The 25,184-nt window shown below is 49.4% G+C and carries 26 protein-coding genes and 1 pseudogene; 17 read left to right on the top strand and 10 right to left on the bottom strand.

Annotated elements, in window-relative coordinates:
• Positions 1-70: 70 nt before the first annotated feature.
• Positions 71-472, bottom strand: a complete 402-nt coding sequence (locus tag HMPREF2596_RS07145) for an RNA-binding S4 domain-containing protein (RefSeq protein ID WP_003679090.1) — start codon at positions 470-472, stop codon at positions 71-73.
• A gap of 203 nt (positions 473-675) precedes the next feature.
• Between HMPREF2596_RS07145 and HMPREF2596_RS07140 the strand changes: the two genes are divergently transcribed.
• The 6 genes from HMPREF2596_RS07140 (at position 676) to HMPREF2596_RS07115 (ending at position 6,022) form a co-directional block, all read left to right on the top strand.
• Complete coding sequence (locus HMPREF2596_RS07140; RefSeq protein ID WP_049322761.1) at positions 676-1,635, top strand: acetyl-CoA carboxylase carboxyltransferase subunit alpha; 960 nt, start codon at positions 676-678, stop codon at positions 1,633-1,635.
• Between the two features lie 88 nt (positions 1,636-1,723).
• Positions 1,724-3,052 (top strand): tRNA lysidine(34) synthetase TilS, encoded by a 1,329-nt coding sequence (tilS, locus tag HMPREF2596_RS07135; RefSeq protein WP_070850528.1) that lies wholly within the window; start codon positions 1,724-1,726, stop codon positions 3,050-3,052.
• A gap of 214 nt (positions 3,053-3,266) precedes the next feature.
• Positions 3,267-3,866, top strand: a complete 600-nt coding sequence (gene rpoE, locus HMPREF2596_RS07130; RefSeq protein ID WP_004519728.1) for an RNA polymerase sigma factor RpoE — start codon at positions 3,267-3,269, stop codon at positions 3,864-3,866.
• 4 nt (positions 3,867-3,870) lie between these two features.
• A complete protein-coding gene (locus tag HMPREF2596_RS07125; protein ID WP_070850526.1) occupies positions 3,871-4,419 on the top strand; it encodes a sigma-E factor negative regulatory protein in 549 nt (182 codons plus the stop codon).
• A 117-nt stretch (positions 4,420-4,536) separates the two neighbouring features.
• On the top strand, positions 4,537-5,328 hold the full coding sequence (locus tag HMPREF2596_RS07120) for a TrmH family RNA methyltransferase (protein ID WP_070850710.1): 792 nt from the start codon (positions 4,537-4,539) through the stop codon (positions 5,326-5,328).
• Positions 5,329-5,362: 34 nt separating this feature from the next.
• On the top strand, positions 5,363-6,022 hold the full coding sequence (locus HMPREF2596_RS07115; RefSeq protein ID WP_049348483.1) for a YecA family protein: 660 nt from the start codon (positions 5,363-5,365) through the stop codon (positions 6,020-6,022).
• A gap of 60 nt (positions 6,023-6,082) precedes the next feature.
• Here HMPREF2596_RS07115 and HMPREF2596_RS07110 read toward each other — a convergent pair whose 3' ends face one another.
• The 4 genes and pseudogenes from HMPREF2596_RS07110 to HMPREF2596_RS07095 all read right to left on the bottom strand — a co-directional run bounded on the left by HMPREF2596_RS07110 (position 6,083) and on the right by HMPREF2596_RS07095 (position 10,590).
• Complete coding sequence (locus HMPREF2596_RS07110; RefSeq protein ID WP_049322764.1) at positions 6,083-6,571, bottom strand: DUF456 domain-containing protein; 489 nt, start codon at positions 6,569-6,571, stop codon at positions 6,083-6,085.
• A 143-nt stretch (positions 6,572-6,714) separates the two neighbouring features.
• Positions 6,715-7,950 carry an MFS transporter gene (locus HMPREF2596_RS07105; protein WP_070850525.1) on the bottom strand — a complete coding sequence of 412 codons (1,236 nt, stop codon included), beginning with the start codon at positions 7,948-7,950 and terminating at the stop codon, positions 6,715-6,717.
• Positions 7,951-8,050: 100 nt separating this feature from the next.
• Positions 8,051-8,449: an extensin gene (locus tag HMPREF2596_RS07100; RefSeq protein ID WP_070850524.1), complete on the bottom strand. Its 399-nt coding sequence runs from the start codon at positions 8,447-8,449 to the stop codon at positions 8,051-8,053.
• Between the two features lie 95 nt (positions 8,450-8,544).
• Positions 8,545-10,590, bottom strand: a pseudogene (locus HMPREF2596_RS07095) (TonB-dependent receptor).
• 394 nt (positions 10,591-10,984) lie between these two features.
• Between HMPREF2596_RS07095 and HMPREF2596_RS07090 the strand changes: the two are divergent.
• Positions 10,985-11,605, top strand: a complete 621-nt coding sequence (locus tag HMPREF2596_RS07090) for a TetR/AcrR family transcriptional regulator (RefSeq protein WP_070850523.1) — start codon at positions 10,985-10,987, stop codon at positions 11,603-11,605.
• 91 nt (positions 11,606-11,696) lie between these two features.
• Here the strand turns inward: HMPREF2596_RS07090 and ttcA are convergent, their stop codons facing one another.
• Together ttcA and HMPREF2596_RS07080 are read right to left on the bottom strand one after the other, a co-directional pair.
• Positions 11,697-12,656 (bottom strand): tRNA 2-thiocytidine(32) synthetase TtcA, encoded by a 960-nt coding sequence (ttcA, locus tag HMPREF2596_RS07085; RefSeq protein ID WP_003746908.1) that lies wholly within the window; start codon positions 12,654-12,656, stop codon positions 11,697-11,699.
• Positions 12,657-12,784: 128 nt separating this feature from the next.
• Positions 12,785-13,138, bottom strand: a complete 354-nt coding sequence (locus HMPREF2596_RS07080) for a RidA family protein (RefSeq protein ID WP_003683286.1) — start codon at positions 13,136-13,138, stop codon at positions 12,785-12,787.
• 98 nt (positions 13,139-13,236) lie between these two features.
• On the opposite strand from HMPREF2596_RS07080, the gene HMPREF2596_RS07075 reads away from it, so the two are divergent.
• The 5 genes from HMPREF2596_RS07075 to hemB all read left to right on the top strand — a co-directional run bounded on the left by HMPREF2596_RS07075 (position 13,237) and on the right by hemB (position 17,150).
• Positions 13,237-13,722, top strand: coding sequence for an aminoacyl-tRNA deacylase (locus HMPREF2596_RS07075; protein WP_049323178.1), 486 nt, complete (start codon positions 13,237-13,239; stop codon positions 13,720-13,722).
• 15 nt (positions 13,723-13,737) lie between these two features.
• Complete coding sequence (locus HMPREF2596_RS07070; protein ID WP_070850522.1) at positions 13,738-14,370, top strand: DnaJ domain-containing protein; 633 nt, start codon at positions 13,738-13,740, stop codon at positions 14,368-14,370.
• A gap of 3 nt (positions 14,371-14,373) precedes the next feature.
• Complete coding sequence (locus HMPREF2596_RS07065; protein ID WP_070850521.1) at positions 14,374-15,246, top strand: DMT family transporter; 873 nt, start codon at positions 14,374-14,376, stop codon at positions 15,244-15,246.
• Positions 15,247-15,405: 159 nt separating this feature from the next.
• A complete protein-coding gene (locus HMPREF2596_RS07060) occupies positions 15,406-16,116 on the top strand; it encodes a DUF6973 domain-containing protein (RefSeq protein WP_036491232.1) in 711 nt (236 codons plus the stop codon).
• 32 nt (positions 16,117-16,148) lie between these two features.
• The gene (gene hemB, locus HMPREF2596_RS07055; protein ID WP_070850520.1) at positions 16,149-17,150 is read left to right on the top strand and encodes a porphobilinogen synthase; all 1,002 of its coding nucleotides are present in this window, start codon (positions 16,149-16,151) and stop codon (positions 17,148-17,150) included.
• A gap of 205 nt (positions 17,151-17,355) precedes the next feature.
• Here hemB and lipA read toward each other — a convergent pair whose 3' ends face one another.
• From lipA to HMPREF2596_RS07040, 3 genes are all read right to left on the bottom strand, one after another.
• Positions 17,356-18,339: a lipoyl synthase gene (lipA, locus tag HMPREF2596_RS07050; protein ID WP_049349829.1), complete on the bottom strand. Its 984-nt coding sequence runs from the start codon at positions 18,337-18,339 to the stop codon at positions 17,356-17,358.
• Positions 18,340-18,472: 133 nt separating this feature from the next.
• Positions 18,473-19,075 (bottom strand): lipoyl(octanoyl) transferase LipB, encoded by a 603-nt coding sequence (gene lipB, locus HMPREF2596_RS07045; RefSeq protein ID WP_070850518.1) that lies wholly within the window; start codon positions 19,073-19,075, stop codon positions 18,473-18,475.
• A complete protein-coding gene (locus HMPREF2596_RS07040; RefSeq protein ID WP_003746890.1) occupies positions 19,075-19,350 on the bottom strand; it encodes an HP0495 family protein in 276 nt (91 codons plus the stop codon). The genes lipB and HMPREF2596_RS07040 overlap by 1 nt, the downstream gene beginning before the upstream one ends.
• Before the next feature lie 213 nt (positions 19,351-19,563).
• Between HMPREF2596_RS07040 and lon the strand changes: the two genes are divergently transcribed.
• The 5 genes from lon to HMPREF2596_RS11055 all read left to right on the top strand — a co-directional run bounded on the left by lon (position 19,564) and on the right by HMPREF2596_RS11055 (position 25,120).
• Entirely contained in the window at positions 19,564-22,023 is a 2,460-nt protein-coding gene (lon, locus tag HMPREF2596_RS07035; RefSeq protein WP_070850515.1) for an endopeptidase La, read from the top strand.
• 185 nt (positions 22,024-22,208) lie between these two features.
• Positions 22,209-22,478 carry an HU family DNA-binding protein gene (locus HMPREF2596_RS07030; protein WP_003683413.1) on the top strand — a complete coding sequence of 90 codons (270 nt, stop codon included), beginning with the start codon at positions 22,209-22,211 and terminating at the stop codon, positions 22,476-22,478.
• Positions 22,479-22,829: 351 nt separating this feature from the next.
• Positions 22,830-23,099, top strand: coding sequence for a FeoA family protein (locus tag HMPREF2596_RS07025; protein ID WP_070850513.1), 270 nt, complete (start codon positions 22,830-22,832; stop codon positions 23,097-23,099).
• A 27-nt stretch (positions 23,100-23,126) separates the two neighbouring features.
• Positions 23,127-24,995 carry a ferrous iron transporter B gene (locus tag HMPREF2596_RS07020; RefSeq protein WP_049336637.1) on the top strand — a complete coding sequence of 623 codons (1,869 nt, stop codon included), beginning with the start codon at positions 23,127-23,129 and terminating at the stop codon, positions 24,993-24,995.
• Positions 24,992-25,120, top strand: a complete 129-nt coding sequence (locus HMPREF2596_RS11055) for a FeoB-associated Cys-rich membrane protein (protein ID WP_003683546.1) — start codon at positions 24,992-24,994, stop codon at positions 25,118-25,120. The genes HMPREF2596_RS07020 and HMPREF2596_RS11055 overlap by 4 nt, the downstream gene beginning before the upstream one ends.
• Positions 25,121-25,184 lie beyond the last annotated feature (64 nt).

The raw sequence follows: 25,184 nt of genomic DNA, 5'->3' as shown, positions 1-25,184 counted from the left end.
TGTCCTGCCTGTTTTTGGTTTTCAGACGGCATGAATATAGGGCGCTGTCTGAAACAATGGATGAAACGCTTTACCAGCTATCGCGCTTCATGCGGTCAAGCTGGCGGCGGTCGCGTTTGGTCGGGCGTCCGTCCGGATAAGCGGCACTGATGCGGCTGGCTTGGTCGAGCTGTTTTTGAGCTTCGCGTTCGGCAGCCGTTTTCATGTCTTCTTCGTAAAGTAAACGCGCTTCCGGTGCCGGGCGGCGTTGATGATTGAGCGCGGCGACTTTGAATTTGTAGGGTAGGGAGTTCAAAGTCATGTCGATGGTGTCGCCGGCGGAAATATTTTTGCTGTTTTTCACTTTCGAGCCGTTTACCAAAACCCTGCCCAGCTCAATATGTTTTTGTGCCAACGCGCGGGTCTTGAAAAAGCGCGCGGCCCACAGCCATTTGTCCAAGCGCATGGACGAATTGTCATGATCGTTTTTCATAGCCTGTTTGAAATGATTGAACTGAATTGAAGTTTATCATAAGATACGGCACGCCATACATTTAGTGCAGATATACTATTTCTTTGTTAAAGGCCGTCTGAAAGTTTTTTATTGCAAAAGATGGCAGTTTCCCTTTGAGAAATGCTGTCAAATACGTCTGATTAGCGTATCATGTCAGCAACCATTACCGAGAGCTTCGTTTTATGAAACCCGTTTTTTTGGACTTTGAACAACCCATCGCCGAACTAACCAATAAAATCGACGAGTTGCGATTCGTGCAAGACGAATCTGCCGTCGATATTTCCGACGAGATTGCCAGACTGCAAAAGAAAAGCAACGAGTTGACCAAGTCAATTTTCAGCAAGCTGACTCCGGCTCAAATTTCACAAGTGTCCCGCCATCCGCAGCGTCCTTATACTTTGGACTACATCAACGGTATTTTTACCGATTTTGAAGAGTTGCACGGCGACCGCCATTATTCTGACGATCATGCTATTATCGGCGGTTTGGCACGTTTCAACGGTCAAAGCGTGATGGTCATTGGCCATCAGAAAGGCCGCGATACCAAAGAAAAAATCCGCCGCAATTTCGGTATGCCGCGTCCCGAAGGTTACCGTAAAGCGCTGCGCTTGATGCAGACTGCCGAGAAATTCAATATTCCGGTCATGACTTTTGTCGATACTCCGGGTGCGTATCCGGGCATTGGCGCGGAAGAGCGCGGCCAGTCCGAAGCCATCGGCCGTAATTTGTACGAACTGACCCGCCTGCATGTACCGGTATTGTGTACCATCATCGGCGAAGGCGGTTCGGGTGGCGCGTTGGCAGTGGCTGTCGGTGACTACATCAATATGCTGCAATACTCGACCTATTCGGTAATTTCTCCCGAAGGTTGCGCCTCTATTCTTTGGAAAACTGCCGAAAAAGCAGCAGACGCCGCACAAGCATTGGGCATTACCGCCAAACGCCTGCAAGAATTGGATCTCATCGATAAAGTCATTGACGAGCCGTTGGGCGGTGCACACCGTGATTACGAAACCACGATGAAAAACGTTAAAACCGTTTTGGAACAGCAATTAAGCGAAGCGCAAAGCATGACCATGCCTGATTTGCTTTCCCGCCGTTTCGACCGCATCATGGCTTACGGTAAATTTACCGATAAATAAGTTTGACTGCTGAAAAAGCAAGCAGATGCCGCTGCTTGCTTTTTTTGTATTCTATTTTTGAGTCATTCATAATTTCAGGCCGTCTGAAATGTCGCAACTATCCCCTGATTCCTTATTCAAAAGTTTTCAAGCAGCTTTTCCTGATTTGCCGAACCATACTGTTTTTGAAGTCGGTTTGAGCGGCGGATTGGATTCCGTTGTCCTGTTGCATCTTTTGCACCGGATGCGTGAATTTCGCCGTTTTGATTTGCGTGCCGTCCATGTTCATCATGGTTTAAGCACCAATGCCGACAGTTGGGCAAAATTTTGTCAGGATTATTGTCAGCGTTTGAATGTTGCCTTGCGGGTGTGCCGTGTCAATGTGGAAAAACAAGGAAAAGGTTTGGAGGCGGCGGCTAGGACTGCACGATATCAGGCATTTTCAGACGGCCTGAAGAAAATTATTGTTTTGGCACACCATCGCAATGATCAAATTGAAACATTTATGCTGTCGGCCGTACGCGGCGGCGGATTGCGCGGTATGGCGGCCATGCCGGTGTGGCGTGATTTAAATGAAGAGATCCAAATCTGGCGGCCGCTTTTGGTATTTTCCCGTCAGGAATTGGCAGAGTATGCGCAACAATGGGGACTGCCTTTTGTCGAAGACGAAAGTAACGAGGATCCTGTCTATTTACGCAATTGGATGAGAAATCAGGCCTTGCCGCAATGGCAGCAGCGTATTCCGAATTTTGAGCGGCAAATTTGTGCCAATATCCGATTATTGCAGGAAGATTTGCAGCTTTTAGATGAATTGATTGAGTCTGAATATCAGCGCATCAGTCCGGACGGAATATTCAATATCAGTCTGTGGCGGCAATGTACGCCGCTTTTGCGCCGTCGGTTGCTTTGGTATTTTTTGCGAAAGCAAACGGAATCATTGCCTTCTTATCACAGCATTGCCGATTTTGCCCGAGTATTGGAAACCGCAGAACAGGCGCAGTTGAGTTTTCCAAACGGCGAATTGGTTGCCTATCGGGATCAGTTGTTTATTTGGCAAGAAAGTGAATTTCAACAGTTGCCTTGGTGTAATGGTGGGGAAGTTCGAGGCCGTCTGAAAGATATTTTGCTGGAAAACGGTTTTGTTTTATTACCTTTTAAAGGCGGTTTGCCGGAAGAGGAGTTGGAGAAGCAGGCAGTGCTTAGAACTGTATCCGAGGGCGACGTGATTCAGTCCGGGCAGAGGGAAAAATCAGTCGAAAAACTATTGCAAGAGTGTCATATCATGCCACTCGTGCGTAAATATTGGCCGATTATCATAAGTCTGGGCAACAAGTGCCTTGCTGTTGCTAACCTTAGGGTTGGAAGCGATGTTCAGATAGAGCAAGGCTATCTGCCAGTTCATAGAAAGTTGGTCGAATATATGGCAAAAGTAAAGTAAATAACTCTAAATTTGGTAAGTGTCAGTAATTTAACTACTTGTGCTAAGTGTAGGTATATTAAGCAATACAGCTTATATTAGAGTACCTACACGAATAAACTTTTGCCATTAAATGTAATCTTATGGAACTATTTCAAAGCAGTGTTGTCTTTATTGTGCACAGCACGCTTTACTATTTTTTGGTTTAAAGCAGTAAAACGATTAAAGGGTGGGTATGAACGATCGCCAAATAGATCAAGTTTTGGTGGAGCGCGCGCAGAAAGGTGACCATAAGGCATTCGAGATGCTGATGTCCAAATATCAGCGTCGGCTAAACAGACTGATTTCCCGTTTTATTCAGGATGAGCATGAAGTGCACGATGTAACCCAAGAGGCAATGATTAGGGCTTATCGTGCGCTGGTTAATTTTCGAGGTGAGAGTGCATTTTATACATGGCTGTACCGTATCGGCATCAATACGGCAAAGAATTTCCTGACCACTTCGGGTCGTCAGTTTTTTGTCAGTTCGGAAGCAGCCAATGAGGAAGGAGATGTTCTTGATTTAACCGATCAGATTGCGGATTACCATACGCCGGAAGCTGAGATGATGAATCGGGAAATCTTGCAGACCGTCGAAGCAAGCATTGCGCAACTGCCAGACGATATGCGTCAAGCCATTACGCTTAGGGAAATGGACGGCTTGTCTTACGAAGAAATAGCTCGGGTAGTGGATTGTCCGATAGGTACAGTACGTTCGCGTATTTTCAGAGCGCGTGAACTGATTGCAAAAGATTTGCGGCCGCTGTTGGATACTTCTGAAGATCAAAGGTGGTAATAGAATGAATGACAAAACAAATAAAGCATTGGAGTATGTGTCCGCATTGATGGACGGTGAAGCATTGACTGATGAGATGCTGGATGCCGTATTGGCAGACGAGGAAGCATTGCGCGCTTGGCATGAGTACCACATTATCGGCGACTGTATCCGTCAGGGTGCGGCTGCGAAGGTGGCTGATGAAACCATGCAAAGCAAAGCATTTACAGTGCCTCAAGCTGAGATTGCCGGCAAGCAGAAAAAATATACTCATCGCGAAGCGGCCAATAACGGCTTCTTTAAATTCTTTGCAGCCGCTGCCAGCGTGTGTGCCATTGCTGTGACGGCATGGCAGTTTACGCCGCAAACTTCTCGTGACGCTATGCCGGTTGCCGAGAAGTCTAATGTTCAGCCTGCACAAGATATCATTCCAGTAAGCGGTACGCCTATTGATAAAGCGGCTTCCGAACCAGGTGAAACCGTTGTGCCGAATGCGGCGCAAGATGGCAAGATTGAAAACCGTCCGACTGTCCGTACTGATCAAAAAAATGAGCAGCAGACTGTTGTGCAGTAAAAAATGAAATCATGCAAAACCCTTGCTTTATGGCAAGGGTTTTTATTTTTGCAGTAAAACCGTCAGGCCGTCTGAAAGCATAGCTTCAAAGAAGTCAAAACAGTTATAATGCGCTCCATGAAACTGATTACCTCTGCTCAAAACGAACAGCTCAAACATTTATTCCGTCTGCTGACACAGGCCAAAGCAAGGCGCGAAAGCGGTGAAACCGTATTGGAAGGCGTACATCTGCTGCAAACTTATTTGCAAAGCGGCGGTACGCCCAAACAGGTTTACCTGCCTGAAAAGAAACAGCAATATCCTGAAATTCAAGAAATTACGGCGCAGTTGGACGAGGGATTAATTACTTGGGTCGGTAACGAAGCTCTGTCTAAAATCACCAGTTTGACCGATGCCGATGATGTGATGACTTGGATTGATATTCCGAAACAGGCAGGCTTGCCTTCAGACGGCGATTGCGTGGTATTGGAGCGGGTACAAGACCCCGGTAATGCAGGGACGATTTTGCGCAGCGCGGCGGCGGCCGGAGTCAAGCAAATCGTGTGCAGCAATGATTCCGTAGATATTTGGTCGCCCAAAGTGTTGCGGGCGGGAATGGGCGCGCATTTTTTGCTATCTATTTTCAGCCGGGTGGAATTATCCGCTTGGATGGAAAAGTATCAGCATCCAATTTGGGCAACCGCCTTGGGTGGCCGCAATATCGGGTTGTATGAAATGAACCTCAGTCAACCCTGCGCTTGGGTATTTGGCAATGAAGGCAGCGGCGTGAGTGAACGAATAAAAGAGAAGGCCGATGCCTGTGTCAAAATTCCCATGTTGGGACAAACCGAATCCTTGAATGTCGCGATGGCGGCAACGGTTTGTCTGTTTGAACAAATGCGGCAGCGTATCCATGCTCAGGCCGTCTGAAAACAATAATACGATTTTATTTTAAGGAACAAAAATGCAAATACTGACTTTTGATGAAGCGGCACGTAGCCGATTGATGGAATTGCTGGATGCCAAATCCGAAGCCCACAACACCATGCGTTGTGATGAAGTTCAAGGTTTTATGATGGCTTTATTAAGTGGTCCGGATGCTTTGAATCCGACCAACTGGCTGCCTGAGATTTTGGGTGAAGAATCTTTGTTTGATGCCAAAGAGCGTACCGAAATCGAGCGTTTGGTCATGGCGATGGCCGCTGATATGCGCATGAAGCTCAATGAGAAAATCCTGCCGGATTTGTGGTTTTATGAAGACGAAGCCGGCAATCCGGATTTCTACACATGGTGTAACGCCTATCTTTACGCACTGGATATTGTGCCTACCGATTGGTTTGAGGCAGTCGATCAGGAAGAGTTTGAAGATTTGTTCTACCCGATTATGGCTTTGGGCGGTATTTATGACGATGAGGAAAACGGCGAAGTCATCTTGCATCTAAATGAAAAAGAGCTGACCCAGCTGGAATCTGATTTGCCGCATGTCCTGCTGGATATTTACTGGTATTGGCAGGCCATCATCAATAAACCGCAAACCGTCCGCCGCGAAGGCGAAAAAGTGGGTCGCAACGATCCTTGTCCGTGTGGTAGCGGTAAAAAATACAAAGCCTGCTGCGGCAAATAAACAATGAAATGAAAAGGCCGTCTGAATGCTTGAAATTCAGACGGCCTTTAATGTTTTGTCTTAGAACAACGAGGCCAACCAAACAAACAGGATGGTCATTGCAATGGTCAAGGCGCAGCCGATTTTGGCCACGGTGCCGATGATGAAGCCGATAAACGTACCGATACCGACTTTGCCAGCCTGCCATGTGTCTTTGCGTGCGATAAATTCACCGATGGCTGCGCCTGCCAACGGGCCGAGCAACAGGCCGGGAATAGAGAAGAATGCACCGACGATGCCGCCGATAAACGCGCCCCAAACCGCAGTTTTACTTGCGCCGGTATATTTTGCACCTAATGCGCCCGCCACATAGTCCATCGCAGTACCGAATACGGCAACGATGGCCAAAAAGGTCAGCGTACCCGAGCCAAACACTTGATAATCGCCGGCATAACCCAACAACCATGCGCCACCAAACATCAAACCCAATCCGGGCAGGGCGGGATAAATAGTGCCTAAGATGCCGACGACAATGGCAATCAAGCCGAGAACGATGAGAACAGCAGTCATGAGGTTCCTTTTGAATGTAAGAGTGTAATAACGGCAGTATTATGGACACGTTTTGTTATATTTTCATGAGAGATTGTGCAATAAAATGAAAAATTATCCGGAGACGCGCTCAATTAAAATCGATGGATAAATATCTGAGCAAATTATTGTGAGTCACACTCTGAATGATTGAATAAATTTCTATTCAAATATAAAAGCAGGCCTACCAATACGGCCAAGTACACTGCAACCCAATACGCATCTGTATAACCAATAGCCTTTGCCAGCCGCAGGGCGGCGAAACCGGCTGCGTAACTGCCGAGCAGAACCACGGAAAATTGCAGGCTGCTGTCGAGTGCGGCGGTGGCGCGGTCTGATTTGTCCATCACCAACGCCAGTATCACCGGCAGCAGCAGCGTGTAGCTCAGGCTCAGGGCGATGATTTGAGCTGGCGGCAGCCAATGGTGGACGCGGGCGAGCGTATCGATGGCAGTCATGGACGCTAAAAACGGCAGTTGCAGCGCGTAGAGCAGGAACACGAGTCTGCGGCGCGGATAATTGCGCGAAAACCAGCCCGACAGCGGCGTCACAATCAGGCAGGCAACAGGAATACCTACCGCCAAAATTCCTCCCGTCTGTTTCGGAGTGAAGCCCAAATCCGCCAGCTTGGGTACAAAAGTTGCCGCCATAAACGCATATGGTGCGGCAACGGCAAACAGCAAAACCAGCCACCGCCAGCCCGTTTCAGGTTGTTGCCCAAAAGAAACCAGCCGCGTCGCCAACGCCGTCCAACTGCCTTGCGCCGTCGGGCTTTCCGGCTCGCGGTAGTACAAGAGTTGCAGCAACATCAGCAGGCTGAACGCCAGTATAAAGCCGGCCGCCGCCGTCTGTCCGTATTCCTGATACAGCCACAACACCAGCGCACCGCCGATCATCTTGCCGCCGCGCGCCGCCATCGTCTGAATCACGCCGCCGAAACCGCGTTCGCGGTGCGGCAGGACGATGCATGACAAGCCCAACATTGCGCAGCCGTACACTGCCGACATGGCCGAGAGTAAAACGCAGCAGGCCAGAAGTAGCGGGAAGTTCTGCGTGATGTCGGTACAGGCCATCAACCCGAACACCGCCGAAAGCCCCAGCGTCGCCGCCAGCAGCCAGCCGCGAAACCGCCCGAACCGCCCCGCCGGCCGCCGCTCCATCAGCGCGGCAAACAACACCTTCGCCGCTTCGATACTGCCGATTAAATGAATCCAGCTTAGTTGGTTCAGGCTGTAACCGTGGTTTTTCAAAATGGCCACCAGCGCGACCAGATAAAAACCGGTTAGCGTGAATTTGTAAGTGCTGCCGCCGATAAGCAGCAGCCAGTCGCGTGAGTTTGGAGAAGTCTGATTGTCGGACATCACATGATTCTTTTGAAGATGAGGCAAATAAAGGGACAAGGCCGTCTGAACATATTGGGTGGCAATACTTGATTTGTATTTAAATAGGTTTAGTATCTTTTCAGACGGCCTTCAACGCTTCTTCTGCGCGAAGCAGGGCGGTTGTTTCATCTGCTTCGACGATGTAGTTCACGCCCAGCGCGGGGGCGAGTTTGGACGATTGTTCGCGGAAGAACGCCAGTTGCGCCGCGTCGGGTTCGATGAGGAGCATGGCGGCGCAGCGTTCGGACAGTTGCGGCCGGTGTGCCTTTATCCATTCGATGTAGGTTTTGCGGTCGGCAATGCGCTGTTCGTCGCTTACCTGCCGCCGCATGGGGGTGCAGACGGTGGCGAAGCGGCGGTTTTGGTTTAACAGGGTTTCGAATTCGGCCAGCCAGTCGGCGAAGTCGGCAACGTGGGTCAGGTCGGTCAGGTAGATGGTGCCTTTGGGCAGGGTTTTGGCGGGGGTGAAGTAGTGCATGGGGTTCCTTTGGGTGTTTTGGGGAATAAACGGTAGGTCGGGCATAAATGTCCGACCTATGTTTTTTCAGACGGTCTTTATCATTTCAGCTTCGCCTAAAATTTCCATTCCGCGCTAACGCCTACGCTTCTGGGGCGTTGGTAGAGTGCGTCTTGACGGTCGGCGCTGGAAATGAATATGGTGCGGCGGCGGTTGAACACGTTGTCGGCATAGAGCGAGATGCGGCCTTGTTTGAAGTTGTAGGCGGTGTAGAGGTTGACTTGGTTGTATGCGCCGATTTTGCCTGATTCGGCATTGTCGGCGGCGGAGTAGTAGCCGCCGTAGAAGCGCACGTCGCCGCCGGCTTCCCAGCCTTTGTCGTTCAGGTATTTCACGCCGATGTTGGCGGTGTATTTGGGCGCGCGGCCGAGTTTGTTGCCTTCGATGCCGCTGTCGGGATAGCTTTTGATTTTGGTGTTGAGCAGCCCCAGTCCGGTGGTGAGTTTCAGGCTGTCGGTCGCCTGCCAGTCGGCGGCGAGTTCCGCGCCGTAGGTGTGGACTTTTTTGGCGTTGCGGATGACGACGGAGTTTGTACCGAGATAGAAGGGGAGCTGCATGTCGCGGTAGTGGTTCAGGAACAGGTTGCCGGAGAGTTGCAGGCGGCGGTCGGCGCTGCGCCAGCGGGTGTACCACTCGTAGTTGTTCACATATTCGGGTTCATAAGTGTAGGTTACGACGGGGCGGCCGAAGGTGATGCCCGCGCCGCCGGGGTTGTAGCCGCGCGCGGCTTTGATGCCGCTGACCCATTGGTCGGTGGGTTTGAAGGCGATGTCGATTTTGGGCAGGAAGACGGTCTGGCCTTTGTCTAAATCAAGGTGCAGCGCGCCGCTGCCGCCGCTTCGTTTGTGCGTTTCTTTTTCAATGCGGGCGGCGGCTGTGATGTCCCATTTTTCGCTGGGGCTGTATGTGGTTTCGGAAAACAGGGCGCGCACGCTGTTGCGGTCGTTAAAGGTGTTGCGGCCGCCGACGTTGCGGATATCTACCCATTCGTCTTGTTTGCTGCGGAAGTAGTGCAGTCCGGCAAGGCCTTTCAGACGGCCTTTGTTGGAAAAATGCAATACCGGCTCCCATTGCAGTTCGCGGCCTTTGAGTTCGGCGGGCACGCCTTGCGGGCTGACGGTCATCGGCAGGTGCAGCCGCTCGTTGTGGTAGCGGCCGTAAACCAGTTTGTTTTCCAGTTTCAGATAGTCGTTAAGCTGCCACGATACGTCCCAGATGCCTGATGTCGATCCGGTTATGAACACGGGCTTTTCTTTTAAAAAACGGCGGCTGGCGGTGTTGCCCATGATTTCGTTTTGCGGCGCGCGCGAACGGATGTGGTTCAGCGTCAGGCGGCTGTAAAAATCGGGATGGTTTTCGGGCGTGAGCAGGAGTTTGAAGCGCACATTGGTGTTTTCCACGCGGCGCGGGTTGCCGGTCGGCTCGTAGGACACGAACGGCTCGTAACTTTCACGTTGCTGCCGCTCCGCGCTCAGGCGGAAGGCAAGGTTGTTTTTCACAATCGGGCCGGACACTACGCCGGCGACATTACGCGTTTTCTGGTTGCCCAAACCCAAGCGCAGCGCGCCTTCCCATTCGTCGGTCGGGTCTTTGGAACGCATCACCACCGCGCCCGCCACCGCGTTCTGCCCGCGTACATGGCTCTGCGGCCCGCGCAAGACTTCCACCTGCTGCATGTCCCACAGCGACTGCGTGCCGAAGGCGTATTCGTTGTAAGTGGCAGAGCGGCCGTCTATGGACAGGTTCAGGCGCGGCCGAGTGCCTGCGAAAAACGCCACCGCGCCGACGGCGGGGCCTGAGCCGTCAACGCCGCGCACGGTCGGCAAATCGTTGCCGCTGCCTAAGTCCACTGTGTTCACGGTCTGTTTGAGCAGGTCGGTTGCGGAAAGGTTGTGGCCGCTGCGGTCAATGTTCGGCGTAGTGAAAACGCGGTTGGACGTGGTGGTTTCAAAGCCGCTGCGGTTGGCACGTTCGCCGGTGACGACGACTTCTTCCAACTACACTTGTTCCGCATCTTGCGCCGCATCGGCGGCATAAATCCATTCGGAGGCAAAGGCGGCGGCAATCAATAGAGGCAGGCGGCGGAGGGTGTGTTTCTGCATTTCTTATCCTTTCAGACGGCATACGTCGGGGCGGATTGAACATCAGGCAATCAATTTCTCCGTCAGTATGCAAATATTTGTGTTTACATATTTACATAAAACAAACTATTAATGTAAAGTATAAGAAATAAGAAACAGGAATGCAAGTGTTTATCATTCACTTTACTTCCCCTCTTATCTTGTGAATCGTCCAAAAAAATCCCTCTCCTATTTGGGGGAGAAGGTTGGAGGAGGGAAATTCTGTAATCTTCATGAATTTGGCCTGCTAAGCATCCGACAGTCCTCATCCGTAGGACGGAGCGAGGGACAAGGAAAGAGGCCGTCTGAAACGCCGCCATATTGCCATTGCAGCCGTGGGGAAATATGATAAGTATCCGACTTGCGGATAACTTTAATGAATCTCCTTTATGAACAAAATCAAAACCTTCCTACCGTCATGACCGCCAGCAAACAACAAACCATCGCCGATACCGCCCGCCGCCTGTTCCGCGAACATGGCTTTTCCGCCGTATCCGTAGGCAGCATCTGCACCGAGGCCGCCGTCAGCCGCGTCACTTTCTACAAATATTACAGCGGTAAAAACGCGCTCTTGCAGGAAATTGTTACCGAGCAGAAAAACCGCGTCCGTGCCGAATTTGAGGCGCTGCTCGCACGGCAATGCAGCCTGCGCGAAGCTGCCGAGGCTGTGTTTGCCCTGCAAAAACAATCGTTTGAAGAACTTTATTCCGCCGCTTTCCTGCGCAACATTGAAGAAAACACGGATTTGGAACTGGAACGGTTTTTCCACGAATTGAACGAAGAAAAATACGCCTTTATGCGCGGATTCTTCCACACCCTGCAACAACGCCACCTGATTCAGCCCGATTTGCCGGTGGAACTCATTGACCTATTCATCCGTCAGGCGGATATATTGATGCGCCATCCGCAACTGGCCGCGCTTTATGCTGCCGCGCCGCAAAAGCTGCCGCAAGACGTATTGGGATTGCTGCTGCACGGTTTGTCAGGGAAAGAATAGATAAAAAAGAATAGAAAAAATTTCAAATTTGAATATTCAGACGGCCTTTCGGTAAATAGCTACCGAAAGGCCGTCTGAATATTAAATGGAATTATAAACCGCAGGTTTTAGGTTTGTTTGCCAGAATATTGATGACTTTGCGTTCGGCTTTTTGCGGCTCGATTTTGATTTCGCTTTCGTCTTCTTCGCTGCCGTCGGAGAAACGTTCCGGCATTTTTTCGCTGTCAAACGCCAAGTCGCCACCATGTTTCAGGTTTTGACCGCGTTCCAAGCCGACAAAGTCGAAGAGTTCGGTATCGGCCAAATGCGATGGAACGACGTTTTGCAGGGCGGAGAACATGGACTCGATACGGCCGGGGAAGCGTTTGTCCCAATCGCGCAGCATATCGCCGATGACTTGGCGTTGCAGGTTAGGCTGCGAACCGCAGAGGTTACACGGGATGATTGGGAATTGTTTCAGCTCGGCATATTTGATCAAGTCCTTCTCTTTGACATATGCGAGAGGACGGATGACGATGTGTTCGCCGTTGTCGCTGACCAGTTTGGGCGGCATGGCTTTGAGTTTGCCGCCGTAAAACATATTCAAGAACATGGTGGCAAGGATGTCGTCGCGGTGGTGTCCCAAGGCGATTTTGGTGCAGCCCAATTCTTTTGCGGTGCGGTAGAGGATGCCGCGGCGCAGGCGGCTGCACAGCGAACAAGTCGTTTTGCCTTCGTCCAACACGCGTTTGACGGTGGAGTAGGTGTCTTCTTCAACGATTTTGTAGGGAACGCCGATGCTTTCGAGATAGGTCGGTAATACTTCTTCGGGGAAACCCGGCTGCTTTTGGTCAAGATTGACGGCGACCAGTTCGAAATCAATCGGCGCGCTGGCTTGAAGCTGGCGCAGAATGTCTAATAGGGCGTAGCTGTCTTTGCCGCCGGAGAGGCAGACCATGATTTTGTCGCCCGGCTCAATCATGTTGAAATCGTTAATGGCATCGCCGACGGCATGGCGCAGGCGTTTGCTGAGTTTGTTGTTTTCTAATTCTTGCTTGGTTTTTTTGGACATGGCTGTTTATGCTTTGAAATAATAGAAAAATTTAAGGGCGGTATTGTACCGCAAAAGAATAAAGGCCGTCTGAAAAACTGCGCTTGCTTGATCAATGCGGCGTTTTCAGACGGCCTGATATTTGCGCTTTATTTGATTTGAAGGGCGGTAATTTTGATTTCAACCTTCCAGTCGGGTGAGGCTAGTTTTGCTTCCACGCAGGCGCGGGCCGGAGCGCGCTCGGGAGCTGTCCATGCGTCCCAGGCTTCGTTCATGGCGGCGTAGTCGTTCATATCGGGCAGATAAATGGTGGCTTCTAAAATGTGGGCTTTGTCAGATTGGCATTGGGCGAGCCATGAATCGATTTGTGCCAAAACATTTTCAGTTTGTGCTTTGGCATCGGCTTCAGGATTTTCGGGAACCATGCCGGAGAGGAAAACCAAGCCGTTGGCTACGACGGCTTCCGAATAGCGTTTGCTGGCACCAAGATAGCGGATGTCCATGTTGTCTCCTGATTTCAAAAAGAAGGTATGGTAACATTGCAGTTGTTTACGTTCCACATTTAAGAGGGGCCGTCTGAAAAGGGTGGCGGAAAACAACCATGAGTAAAGCAGAATATCCGGTTACGCAGGCAGTGCGCTTTTTACGCAGTAAGAAAATTGATTTTGTCCCTTATGTTTATGCGTATGAAGAACATGGCGGTACGGCGCGTTTTGCCGAGTGCGCGGGCAAGCCTGAGCATCAAGTCATCAAAACAATCGTCCTGCAGGATGAACACAAAAAAGGCTTGGTTGTGTTAATGCACGGCGACAAACATATTTCCACCCGCAATCTGGCGCGCGAACTGGGCTTGAAACACATCGAGCCGGCAACGGCGGATCAGGCGGCGAAATGGACAGGCTATTTGGTCGGCGGTACGTCGCCATTCGGTATGAAAACCGCGTTGCCGGTTTATGTGGAAGAAAGCATTTGGGCTTTGGACGAGATTTTTATCAATGGCGGCAAACGTGGGTTTATCGTAGGCATGAAGCCTGAAAACCTGCGGACGCTTAATCCGCAAGATGTTCATGTTGCAGTGGACGCGTAAAGGAGGGGAATACAGATGGAACAAGTGAATTTATACGAAATCTTGGGTGTGTCTCAGGATGCGGATATTAACGTTATCCGCGAGGCTTACGGCAAATTGGTGGCCAATCCGGATATTCAGAAAGATGCGGAGCGGTTTAAAGCCATCGGACAGGCGTTTGAAGTATTGTCCCATCCGGAAAAACGTCTGGCTTATGATGCGGCGATGCAGTATGAACGTCAGGAAGTCAAAGACAATAGCTTCAATGATACGGCGGCCAATCATACGGCAAACTATAATACAGGGAACAATAATACGGGAGCCAATGTGGTCAATACGCCCAACTCCGAAGTGAAAAACTATGTTTTTATTGCCTATGTGACATATGCCTTGGGCTTGTTTATCTGGTTTGCACCCGTTGTCGGTGTGATTTTGGCATATGTCAAACGCGATGAGGCGCAAGGCAGTATTTATGCCAGCCATATTGACTATCTGACCAAGACATTTTGGGTGTCGTTGGTGGGTATGCTTTTCGGGATGTTGACCATACTTATCTTAATCGGTTGGCTGATTTTGGTGGCAACCGGTATTTGGCTCATTTATCGCGTAGTCGTTGGACTGATCAAACTGAATGAAGATAAGCCTGTTCCTACTCAAGGATGGTTTTAAAGCATGGCATATTTATTGGCAAGTATCGTTTGCAGCGTGTTGGTTTCCGTATTGCTGAAAGTGGCGCGCAAGCAAAAAATCAATATTGAGCAGGCGGTGGCGGTGAACTATATCGTTGCCGTTACTTTGACCATGCTGGTGTTAAAGCCCGATTTGAGTAATCCGCAGGTATTTTTACCGACTTGGTGGCTCTTTGCGGCTTTGGGTATCTTGTTGCCAAGCGTGTTTGTCATTATGGGCAAATCCGTCGATGCGGCAGGTATCGTCAAATCGGACGCGGCACAGCGCTTATCGCTGTTTTTGCCTATTATCGCTTCATTCACGCTTTTTCATGAACAACTGACTGAAGGCCGTCTGATCGGTTTGATATTGGCATTTACAGCATTGTTTTTCTTGCTTTGGAAAAGCGATGGCGGTAAGAAATCCGGCGGTCTCAGCACGCAAGTGATGCTGCTTTTGGGCGTTTGGTGCGGCTATGGCGTCATTGATATTTTGTTCAAACAAGTGGCAAAGAGCGGTACCGCGTTTGCCGGTAATTTGCTTGTGGCATTTTGTTTGGCCGGTATCTTGATGTTTGGCTACCTGTTTGCCAAAGGGAGCAAGTGGACTAAAGAAGGCATCTTGGGCGGTATGATTTTAGGCTGCCTGAACTTTTTGAATATTGTTACCTACATCTCGGCACACCAAATCATGAAGGATAATCCGACCTTGGTGTTTGCCGGTATGAACATCGGTGTGATTGTTTTGGGTACGCTGATTGGTGCGGCAATATTTAAAGAAAAAATCAGCAGCATTAATGCAGCCGGTATCAGTATTGCTATTTGCTCGATAGCCTGCCTGTTTTACTGGCCGCAGATTCGCAGCTTGGTAGGTTAAAAATACTTATGCCGTCTGAAAATTTTCAGACGGCCTTATTTTTATTATAAAATAGCCATTCATGCGCCGATTTGGCCGTATGGGAATTATTTTGCGCTTACGGGCGTTTCTATGTTAAACAATCAGTTGAACTCACACAATAATATCGATAGTTACATCATGAAACATATTAAAAAACACATTCAATGCGCCGTCCTCGGCATGCTGGTATTGTCCGGTTGCCAATCGTATCAGGAAGATCAAAGCCGCCGCAGTAAAATGGCACAATTTGCGCTTAACCATCCCGTGGCCGCCCAAGTCATCGGGATGGAAGACGAAGGCTTAATCAATATGACCAGTAATGCCACACGCTTTGCCGAGCGTACAGGTTTGGATGACAAAGCAAACGGCGACAGCAGGGGAACACAGGTCAATGCCGTACGTCAAGCATTATGGCAGGCGGCGATTGCTTCTAAATTCGACAGCATTATTGCCGAAAAAGCAGGTAATGCGCGCCTGACGGATATGGAGTTGCGAGAAGGTAAAGACGACTACTTCAGCCGTTACCTTGCCGACCAGGCGGTCGATCAACGTAACAACCGTATCGGCCGCAGTATCGGCAGTGCCAAACCCGACAGCGATATGAAGACGCTGGCGGCAAGCATTTTGTTCTACTACAACAAAGTAGGCTTGTGGACGGCTTCCGAAGTGAAAAACCGTTGGCACATCAAACAGGAAAAACTTTCAGACGGCCAATATGCCGAAGCATTGAAAAATATCGCCAAATTGGATCAAAACGGTATGACCGAGCAGGAACGTAATAGTTATAAAACCGGTACGCTCAGCGAAATCAAACGTTCGGTCAAAGCCATACGTCAAGTCGAAGACTGATTTTAAGACTTCATTATTGAAAGGCAATTGTTATGAATTTCCCTCCGCGTTATGTCTCAAACACCCGTATGCGCCGTATGCGTAAAGACGATTTTTCACGCCGTCTGATGCGCGAGCATACTTTGACGGCAGATGATTTAATCTATCCGGTTTTTGTATTGGAAGGTCAGAATCAGGAAGAGGCAGTGCCGTCTATGCCCGGTGTCAAACGCCAAAGTTTGGATAAATTGTTGTTTACCGCTGAAGAAGCACTGAATCTCGGTATTCCTATGCTGGCTTTGTTTCCCGTGGTAACGCAAAACAAAACCGAGTTTGCGGAGGAGGCTTACAACCCGGAAGGCTTGGTACCGACAGTAGTGCGAACCCTGCGCGAGAAATTCCCAGAGCTGGGTATCATGACCGACGTTGCCCTGGATCCCTATACCATACACGGCCAAGACGGTTTAACCGATGAAAATGGCTATGTCCTCAACGATGAAACCATTGAAGTTTTGGTAAAACAGGCTTTGTGTCATGCCGATGCAGGCGCACAAGTCGTCGCCCCGTCAGACATGATGGACGGACGTATTCTTGCCATCCGCGAAGCCTTAGAAGATGTCGGACATATCCATACACGCATTATGGCGTATTCGGCAAAATATGCTTCAGCATTCTACGGCCCGTTCCGCGATGCCGTCGGCAGCTCCGGCAATTTGGGTAAGGCAGACAAGAAAACCTACCAAATGGACCCTGCAAACACTAATGAAGCTTTGCACGAAGTCGCATTGGATATTCAAGAGGGTGCAGATATGGTCATGGTAAAACCGGGTCTGCCGTATCTGGATGTCGTCCGCCGAGTTAAAGACGAGTTTGGCGTACCGACTTATGCTTACCAAGTTTCCGGTGAATATGCCATGCTTCAGGCTGCCATTCAAAATGGCTGGTTGGATGGTGAGAAAACCATTTTGGAAAGCCTATTGGCATTCAAACGTGCCGGCGCTGATGGTATTTTGACTTACTATGCGATTGAAGCGGCAAAATTGTTAAAGAAGTAAAATAAAGAAATAAATTAAAAAGCGGCAAACAGTGTTTATCCTGTTTAGCCGCTTTTTTGTATTACTTAAGATTGGCTCAATAGAGCCCAACTAAGGTTTATACTTTGAAAATCTAAAAAATTTTGTATAGTAAGTTATGACCAAATAAAGGCCGTCTGAAAAAACAGTTTTCTTATTTTTCAGACGGCCTTATATGATTTAAACTTTAGTGATGGCTGCAACCGCCGTGGGTTTCACGCAAAGCTTCGGCTGCTTGTTCGTCTGCGTGGTAGCTGGAGCGAACCATTGCGCCGATGGCGGCATTGGTAAAGCCCAATTCGTATGCTTCTTTTTCAAAAACTTTGAATTGGTCCGGCGTTACATAGCGTAGGACGGGCAGGTGGCCGTCTGAAGGTTGCAGATATTGGCCGATGGTAATCATTTCGATATTGTTGGCACGCATATCGCGCATGATTTCGCGCACGTCCTCGTCTGTTTCGCCCAAGCCGACCATGATGCCGGATTTGGTCGGGATATGCGGCATCATTTCTTTGTAGCGGCGCAGAAGGTCGAGGGAGTGCTGGTAGTTGGCACCCGGACGGGCCTTTTTATACAGGCGCGGATGGGTTTCCAAGTTGTGGTTCATCACGTCAGGCGGTGTTTCTGCCAAGATTTTCAATGCAATATCTAAACGGCCGCGGAAGTCGGGAACGAGGATTTCGATTTTGGTATTCGGGCTGGTTTCGCGGATGGCTTTGATGCAGTCAGCGAAGTGTTGTGCGCCGCCATCGCGCAAATCGTCGCGGTCGACAGATGTAATGACGACATAGCGCAGGTTCATGGCTTTGACGGATTCGGCCAAATGTTTAGGCTCATCAGGATCCAGCATATTCGGGCGGCCGTGGCCAACGTCGCAGAACGGGCAGCGGCGGGTACAAATATCGCCCATAATCATGAATGTGGCCGTACCCTTGGTAAAGCATTCGCTGATATTGGGACAAGATGCTTCTTCGCACACGGTATGCATTTTTTGTTCGCGAAGAATGTTTTTGATTTCAAAGAATTTTTTTCCTGGCAATTTGGCGCGGATCCATTCGGGCTTTTTCAATTTTTGTTCCAATGGAACCACTTTAATCGGAATGCGTGCAGTTTTGTCTGCACCTTTCAGTTTGATGCCGCGTTTGGGGTCGTTTTTTACTTCTTCACTCATGGTGATGTGTTCTTTCTGTCGTTATAAAGGCCGTCTGAAAAGCTTATAGGAGGATTTGTACCTAAAAGTTTATGGGTAAAAGTTCAGAGGGCGGTTAAAAGATGGCAGTGTGACTGGATTTTTTCAGACGGCCTTATGCCAGCTTTTTTTGTAAATGCTTGGTCAGCTTGTCTGCAACTTCTGCCAAACTGGGTGCCGGAGAGACATAGTCGGCAATTTGGGTCATTTCCATACCGGCATAACCGCAGGGGTTGATGTGGGTAAACGGACTTAAATTCATGTTCACGTTGAGCGCTAAACCGTGGTAAACGGAGCCGTCTTTGATACGCAGGCCCAGGGAAGCGATTTTACGCTCGCCGACATAAACGCCGGGACGTTTGGGATCGGCGGCTGCTTCAATGCCGTATTCTGCCAAAGTGGCGATAATGCTGTTTTCAAGTGCGGAAACGATATGGCGGACGCTGGTCTTACGGCGTTTAAAATTGATCATCGTATAGACGACTAATTGGCCGGGACCGTGATAAGTAATTTGACCGCCTCTGTCAATTTGGACAACGGGTATATCGTCGCGGATGAGGAGGTGTTCGGGTTTGCCGGCCAAGCCTTGGGTAAATACGGGTGGATGTTCGACCACCCATAATTCGTCTTCGGTATTTTCGTCACGCGAGGCATTGAATGCCTTCATGGCTTCGAAAGTCGGCAGGTAATCGACCAAGCCTTTGTGCACGATTTTCATTACAACACCACTTTAACCAATTCATGGGAAGTCAGGTCGCGGTAGATATTGTCCAACTGCTCTTGATTTTCAACATTTACATGGACAGTCGCGCCGGTATAGTTGCCTTTGCTGCTTGGGCGCGTAGTGATGTGGTGCGGCTCGGTATCGGGAGCATGTTTGCGCACGGTTTCCAAGATGGCGGATTCAAATTCCGGATGAACCGCGCCCATGACTTTTACAGGAAAGGTGCAAGGGAATTCAATTAATGATTTTTTTTCAGTTGAGTCTGTCATGGTTTACTACCTTGTTTGGTTTGTCAGGGCCGTCTGAAAAGTTTTCAGACGGCCCAAAATCCGATATATTTTATCGTAAACGTCCATATCGGGCTATTAAAAATGATGTTTTCGAAAATAGGTGCGGATAAGCTGTTTTCAAGTCTTGAAATGGAGCGCTTCAGCCCAATTTTGAGCTACATTCTGATTTAACAATGATTGAGATTATTAACTATGCCGACAAAAGACAAATATTTCGAGGAATACAGTGCGCTGGCTACTTTGCCTTTACGCGATGTCGTGGTGTATCCGCATATGGTATTGCCGCTGTTCGTCGGTCGTCCTAAATCGATTGCAGCCCTTGAGGCGGCAATGGCTAATGATGATCCGGTTTTCCTGTTGGCCCAGCTTGACCCTAATACAGAAGACCCTAAAGCTGAAGATTTGCACCAAACCGGTACGGTTGCCCAAGTTTTGCAGGTTTTGAAGCTGCCTGATGGTACCGTTAAAGTGTTGGTAGAAGGTATCCGTCGTGCGCGCGCGTTGACGGTTGACGAAACAGGCGGATTGTTTTTGTCCCATGTTGAGGCGATTGATGAAAACAGCGACAAGGACAATCCCGAAATTGAGGCCTTGCGCCGTACCTTGCTGACTCAATTTGAGCAATATGCGAAATTGAACAAAAAAATCCCTGCCGAAGTCATCAGTACCATCAGCAGTATCGATGACAACAGCCGTCTTGCCGATACGATTGCCGCGCATTTGCAGCTGAAATTGGAGCAGCGTCAATATGTGCTGGAGACCGCCGGCATTGTCGAACGTTTGGAATTTCTGCTGGCTCAGTTGGAAGCCGAACTCGACATCATGCAGGTTGAGAAACGCATCCGTGGCCGTGTAAAACGTCAAATGGAAAAATCCCAACGCGAGTATTACTTGAATGAGCAAGTGAAAGCGATTCAGAAAGAATTGGGCGAAGAAGACGAGCGCGGCGAGCTGGACGCGTTGGAAGCAAAAATCAAAGAAGCAGGCATGAGCAAAGAGGCTGAAGAAAAATGTCTGTCTGAATTGAAAAAACTGAAAATGATGCCGCCGATGTCTGCGGAATCTACCGTCGTGCGCAACTACATCGATACTTTGCTTGAGTTGCCGTGGAAGAAAAAATCCCGTGTCAGCAAAGATATTGCCAAAGCTGATTTGATTTTGAATGCCGACCACTATGGTTTGGAAAAAGTCAAAGAACGTATTTTGGAATATTTGGCCGTTCAAAAACGTATGGACAAGCTCAAAGGCCCGATTTTGTGTTTGGTCGGCCCTCCGGGAGTGGGTAAAACTTCCTTGGGCGAATCGATTGCCAAAGCTACAGGCCGTCAATATGTACGTATGGCATTAGGCGGCGTGCGTGATGAAAGCGAAATCCGCGGCCACCGCCGTACCTATATCGGCTCTATGCCGGGCAAAATCCTGCAAAACATGGCAAAAGCAGGGGTGAAAAACCCATTGTTCCTGCTTGATGAAATCGACAAGATGGGCAGCGATTTCCGCGGCGATCCGGCCAGTGCATTGCTTGAGGTGCTGGATCCTGAGCAAAACAACAAGTTCGCCGACCATTATGCCGAAGTCGATTACGATTTGAGCGATGTGATGTTTATTGCCACTTCAAACAGCTTGAATATCCCGACACCGCTGCTTGACCGTATGGAAATTATCCGTCTGTCCGGTTATACGGAAGATGAAAAAATCAATATTGCCATGCAATACCTTGTGCCGAAACAAATGAAGCGCAATGGTGTGAAAGAGGGTGAGTTGGTGGTTGATGAAAGTGCGGTGCGCGATATTATCCGTTACTACACCCGCGAGGCAGGTGTTCGCTCGTTGGATCGCGAAATTGCCAAAATCTGCCGCAAAGTAGTAATGCAGGTTACCTTGAATGAGGACAAGAAAAAAGCGTCCAAATTCAAAACAGCAAGCAAGGCCAAGCCTAAGGCAATTAAAGTTACTGAGAAAAATCTGCATGACTATCTAGGCGTGCGCCGTTTCGACTATGGCGTGGCCGAAAGCGAAAACCGTATCGGTCAGGTAACCGGTCTGGCTTGGACTGAAGTCGGTGGCGAGTTGTTGACCGTAGAGGCGGTTGCCTTGCCGGGCAAGGGTACAATTCAATGTACCGGCCAACTGGGCGATGTGATGAAAGAATCGGTATCGGCCGCATGGTCGGTTGTCCGTTCCCGTGCCGAATCAGTGGGTCTGGCTCCTGATTTTTACGAGAAGAAAGACATTCACGTCCATGTGCCTGAAGGTGCGACGCCGAAAGACGGTCCGAGCGCAGGTATTGCCATGACTTTGGCGATGGTTTCTGCCTTTACCAAAATTCCGGTGCGTGCTGATGTGGCGATGACCGGCGAAATCACTTTGCGTGGCGAAGTGTTGCCGATCGGCGGTTTGAAAGAAAAACTGCTGGCTGCTTTGCGCGGTGGCATCAAGCATGTATTGATTCCGAAAGACAACGTCAAAGATTTGGAAGAAATCCCTGAAAATGTCAAAACCGGTCTGACCATCCATCCGGTCAAATGGATTGATGAAGTGTTGGCTTTGGGTCTGGAAACTCAGCCTGAGCAATGGGTTGCCGAATTGGCAGTTGCCGAGACCGTGCAAACTCCTAAGACAAAGTCAAGAACAAAAGCAACCAAGCATTAAGTTGGCCGTCTGATGTTGCAAAAAATGTGGTTTTGCCCTGAATGCCACAAAAATAGGGCAATTCCACATCTTTTACTTGACATGATAATTTCAGAATTGCTATAAAGTGCGTATGTGCTTTAAAAGTGCTTAAGCCCCGAGTATTCGGGCATTTCATCATTTTTTACGATAGGAAGGGACTAATTGTGAACAAGTCTGAATTGATCGAAGCAATTGCTCAAGAAGCCGGCATTTCCAAATCTGCTGCGCAAAAAGCTTTGGATGCTACTACTAATGCCGTAACCAACGCGTTGAAAAACGGCGACACTGTTACTCTGGTCGGTTTCGGTACTTTCTACGTCGGCGAACGTGCCGAACGTCAAGGCCGCAACCCTAAAACTGGCGAGCCTCTGACTATTGCTGCTGCTAAAACTCCTAAATTCCGTGCCGGTAAAGCATTGAAAGACGCTCTGTAATTTAGAGCCTTTCCCTGAATGGGAATAAAAAACCGATTTGATTCGGTTTTTTATTTTGAAGGCCGTCTGAAAGTTTTCAGACGGCCTTTAGTTTATTGAGTGTATAAAAAGGCTGAAATCCTAATGATAAAAGGATTTCAGCCTTTTTAGTTTATCTTGTTACATTTGATTTTTACATTAATAAGATTTATCATTAGCAAAGAAAATAACAATACTTAAAACAAACCGCACTTATTGAAAGAAGTAGCGAATAGCCACTCATAACCAACCTTTCAAATGTGCCACACATTCGTCAGCACTTCTCACATTTCTAATAATCTGATTTTTTAAAACAAATGAAAAGAGAGGCTTATGTCTGCCATTCCTTTGTCGCGTCTGAAAAAAGGCGCAGTCGTACATATTGATTCCATTGCTCCCAATCCTGTTTTTGGTGATTTGGATACCTTGGTAACCCGTCGTCTTGCGGATTTGGGTTTTTCCAGCGGAATGCCGTTGCAAGTGATTGCAGTGGGTGGTTTTGGGAGAGGCCCGTTTGCGGTACGTTTGGGTAACCAATCTCAATTTTCCCTGCGTTCGGAAGAGGCCGGGAAGATTATGTGTCGTATCGTTGAGGCCGTTTAAGGCCGTCTGAAAGAATAAGGAAAAATGATGGAACTAAGCTATTTTGCCTTGATTGGCGCGCCAAACTGCGGCAAAACCGTTTTGTTCAACGGTTTGACCGGCTCACATGCCAAGGTTGCCAATTATCCGGGCGTAACTGTCGATAAGCGCGAGGGCGCCTTCCTCGACGACGAGGCCGTCCGCATTATCGACCTGCCGGGCACATACAGCCTACGCACGACCAGCCCCGACGAAGCGGTGGCGAAAGATGTAATGGTAGGCAAGATGGGCATTCCGCCCGATGCCATTATTGCCGTTGCCGACGCGACCAACCTGCGTATGACCCTGCGCATGATTTTGGAACTGAAAACGCTGGGACTGCCTATGGTGGTGTCGCTGAATTTGAGCGACGTGGCCCGCAAAAGGGGCTTGAATATCGACGCGGCCAAACTGAGCGAGTTGTTGGATGCACCTGTTTTGGAAACAGTTGCAGTGAGCGCGTCGGGTGTACAGGCTGTACGCGAAGCCGTGGCGAAGCTGCCGCGCAAACGCTCTTTCCCCGCAAACCCCGCCTCTGCCGAACGCACGCTCGATGCGCTGGATAGCGACAAACTTTATCAAGAAGTCGAATCGATTTTGGCACAAGTGGTACGCACCCAGATGACGCTGCCCGCATGGCACAAAAAACTCGACGACATCGTGCTGCACCCCGTCTGGGGCATGATTATGCTGCTGGTCATCCTGTTTATGGTGTTCCAAGCGGTTTACACATGGGCGGCGCCGATTATGGACGCCATCGAAGGTGGCTTTACCGCGCTGGGCGAATGGATAGGCGCCAACATGGAGCCGGGCATCCTCAGCGACTTGCTCGTCAACGGCGTCATTGCCGGTTTGGGCAGCGTGTTGGTGTTCCTGCCGCAGATTACGATTTTGTTTGCCTTTATCCTGCTATTGGAAGACTCAGGCTATCTGCCGCGTGCAGCCTTCCTGCTGGATAACATCATGGCAAAAAGCGGTTTGTCCGGCCGTTCGTTTATTCCCCTTTTGTCCAGCTTTGCCTGTGCCGTTCCTGCCGTGATGTCGGCGCGTACCATTAACGACCCGCGCGAACGCCTTGTTACCATCGCGGTTGCGCCGTTGCTGACTTGTTCCGCACGTTTGCCAGTGTATGCGCTGATTATCGCCGCTGTTATTCCTGACCGTACAGTGGGTGGGATTTTCAACCTGCAAGGCCTGACATTGTTTATTCTTTATATCGTAGGCATTCTGTCGGCTGCATTGGCAGCGTATATCATGAAACGCTTGGCGCGGATGAAAGGCAATGTGCAACAATTCCCACTTTTGATGGAATTGCCGACTTTCCGTACGCCTAACTTCAAACACATCATGACCAGCTTGTGGGATAGGGTAAAAGCCTTCCTGAAACGCGCGGGTACCATCATTTTTGCGTTGGCCGTGGTCTTGTGGGGCTTGGTAAGCTGGCCGCAACCGCCTGAAGGCGCAACCGGTGCCGCCATCGATTACAGCTTGGCAGGTACGCTTGGTCATGCTATTCAGCCGTTTTTTGCACCTTTGGGTTTTACTTGGGAAATGTGTATCGCCATGATTCCGGGTATTGCCGCGCGCGAAGTGGTCGTTGCCGCATTGGGTACCGTTTATGCCGTCAGCGCGTCGTCTGAAGATGCCGTACAAAACGCATTAATTCCCATCATACACAACAACTGGGGCTTGCCGACCGCCTTTGCCTTCTTGGCTTGGTATGTGTATGCTCCGATGTGTGCCGCGACTTTGACCGTGATTAGACGCGAAACCAAATCCACGAAAAATATGCTTATGATTACAGGCTATTTGTTCCTGATGGCTTATTTTGCCGCATTCGTGGTTTACCAAATTTCTTCAAGGATACTATCATCATGACTCAATATATTATCGTCGGCTTGATTATGCTCGCCTGCGTATTCTTCCTCTTGCGAAAATTCGTATTCAAACCGAAAAAACGCGACTGCAGTAGCGGCTGCGGAAAATGTGGCGGTTGCGGTTAAATAAAGAGGGTTAGATAAGTAAAAGGCCGTCTGAAACTGTTTCAGACGGCCTTGGTTATTGGAG

Source organism: Neisseria sp. HMSC078C12 (assembly GCF_001838065.1).
In the GTDB taxonomy this organism is placed as follows: Bacteria; Pseudomonadota; Gammaproteobacteria; order Burkholderiales; family Neisseriaceae; genus Neisseria.
This window is presented reverse-complemented; position numbering and strand designations above follow the sequence as displayed.

Bases quoted from the DNA above. Each gene is read 5' to 3' on its own strand.
- HMPREF2596_RS07145 (WP_003679090.1), bottom strand. From the start codon at position 472: ATGAAAAACGATCATGACAATTCGTCCATGCGCTTGGACAAATGGCTG.
- HMPREF2596_RS07140 (WP_049322761.1), top strand. From the start codon at position 676: ATGAAACCCGTTTTTTTGGACTTTGAACAACCCATCGCCGAACTAACC.
- tilS (WP_070850528.1), top strand. From the start codon at position 1,724: ATGTCGCAACTATCCCCTGATTCCTTATTCAAAAGTTTTCAAGCAGCT.
- rpoE (WP_004519728.1), top strand. From the start codon at position 3,267: ATGAACGATCGCCAAATAGATCAAGTTTTGGTGGAGCGCGCGCAGAAA.
- HMPREF2596_RS07125 (WP_070850526.1), top strand. From the start codon at position 3,871: ATGAATGACAAAACAAATAAAGCATTGGAGTATGTGTCCGCATTGATG.
- HMPREF2596_RS07120 (WP_070850710.1), top strand. From the start codon at position 4,537: ATGAAACTGATTACCTCTGCTCAAAACGAACAGCTCAAACATTTATTC.
- HMPREF2596_RS07115 (WP_049348483.1), top strand. From the start codon at position 5,363: ATGCAAATACTGACTTTTGATGAAGCGGCACGTAGCCGATTGATGGAA.
- HMPREF2596_RS07110 (WP_049322764.1), bottom strand. From the start codon at position 6,571: ATGACTGCTGTTCTCATCGTTCTCGGCTTGATTGCCATTGTCGTCGGC.
- HMPREF2596_RS07105 (WP_070850525.1), bottom strand. From the start codon at position 7,950: ATGTCCGACAATCAGACTTCTCCAAACTCACGCGACTGGCTGCTGCTT.
- HMPREF2596_RS07100 (WP_070850524.1), bottom strand. From the start codon at position 8,449: ATGCACTACTTCACCCCCGCCAAAACCCTGCCCAAAGGCACCATCTAC.
- HMPREF2596_RS07090 (WP_070850523.1), top strand. From the start codon at position 10,985: ATGAATCTCCTTTATGAACAAAATCAAAACCTTCCTACCGTCATGACC.
- ttcA (WP_003746908.1), bottom strand. From the start codon at position 12,656: ATGTCCAAAAAAACCAAGCAAGAATTAGAAAACAACAAACTCAGCAAA.
- HMPREF2596_RS07080 (WP_003683286.1), bottom strand. From the start codon at position 13,138: ATGGACATCCGCTATCTTGGTGCCAGCAAACGCTATTCGGAAGCCGTC.
- HMPREF2596_RS07075 (WP_049323178.1), top strand. From the start codon at position 13,237: ATGAGTAAAGCAGAATATCCGGTTACGCAGGCAGTGCGCTTTTTACGC.
- HMPREF2596_RS07070 (WP_070850522.1), top strand. From the start codon at position 13,738: ATGGAACAAGTGAATTTATACGAAATCTTGGGTGTGTCTCAGGATGCG.
- HMPREF2596_RS07065 (WP_070850521.1), top strand. From the start codon at position 14,374: ATGGCATATTTATTGGCAAGTATCGTTTGCAGCGTGTTGGTTTCCGTA.
- HMPREF2596_RS07060 (WP_036491232.1), top strand. From the start codon at position 15,406: ATGAAACATATTAAAAAACACATTCAATGCGCCGTCCTCGGCATGCTG.
- hemB (WP_070850520.1), top strand. From the start codon at position 16,149: ATGAATTTCCCTCCGCGTTATGTCTCAAACACCCGTATGCGCCGTATG.
- lipA (WP_049349829.1), bottom strand. From the start codon at position 18,339: ATGAGTGAAGAAGTAAAAAACGACCCCAAACGCGGCATCAAACTGAAA.
- lipB (WP_070850518.1), bottom strand. From the start codon at position 19,075: ATGAAAATCGTGCACAAAGGCTTGGTCGATTACCTGCCGACTTTCGAA.
- HMPREF2596_RS07040 (WP_003746890.1), bottom strand. From the start codon at position 19,350: ATGACAGACTCAACTGAAAAAAAATCATTAATTGAATTCCCTTGCACC.
- lon (WP_070850515.1), top strand. From the start codon at position 19,564: ATGCCGACAAAAGACAAATATTTCGAGGAATACAGTGCGCTGGCTACT.
- HMPREF2596_RS07025 (WP_070850513.1), top strand. From the start codon at position 22,830: ATGTCTGCCATTCCTTTGTCGCGTCTGAAAAAAGGCGCAGTCGTACAT.
- HMPREF2596_RS07020 (WP_049336637.1), top strand. From the start codon at position 23,127: ATGGAACTAAGCTATTTTGCCTTGATTGGCGCGCCAAACTGCGGCAAA.
- HMPREF2596_RS11055 (WP_003683546.1), top strand. From the start codon at position 24,992: ATGACTCAATATATTATCGTCGGCTTGATTATGCTCGCCTGCGTATTC.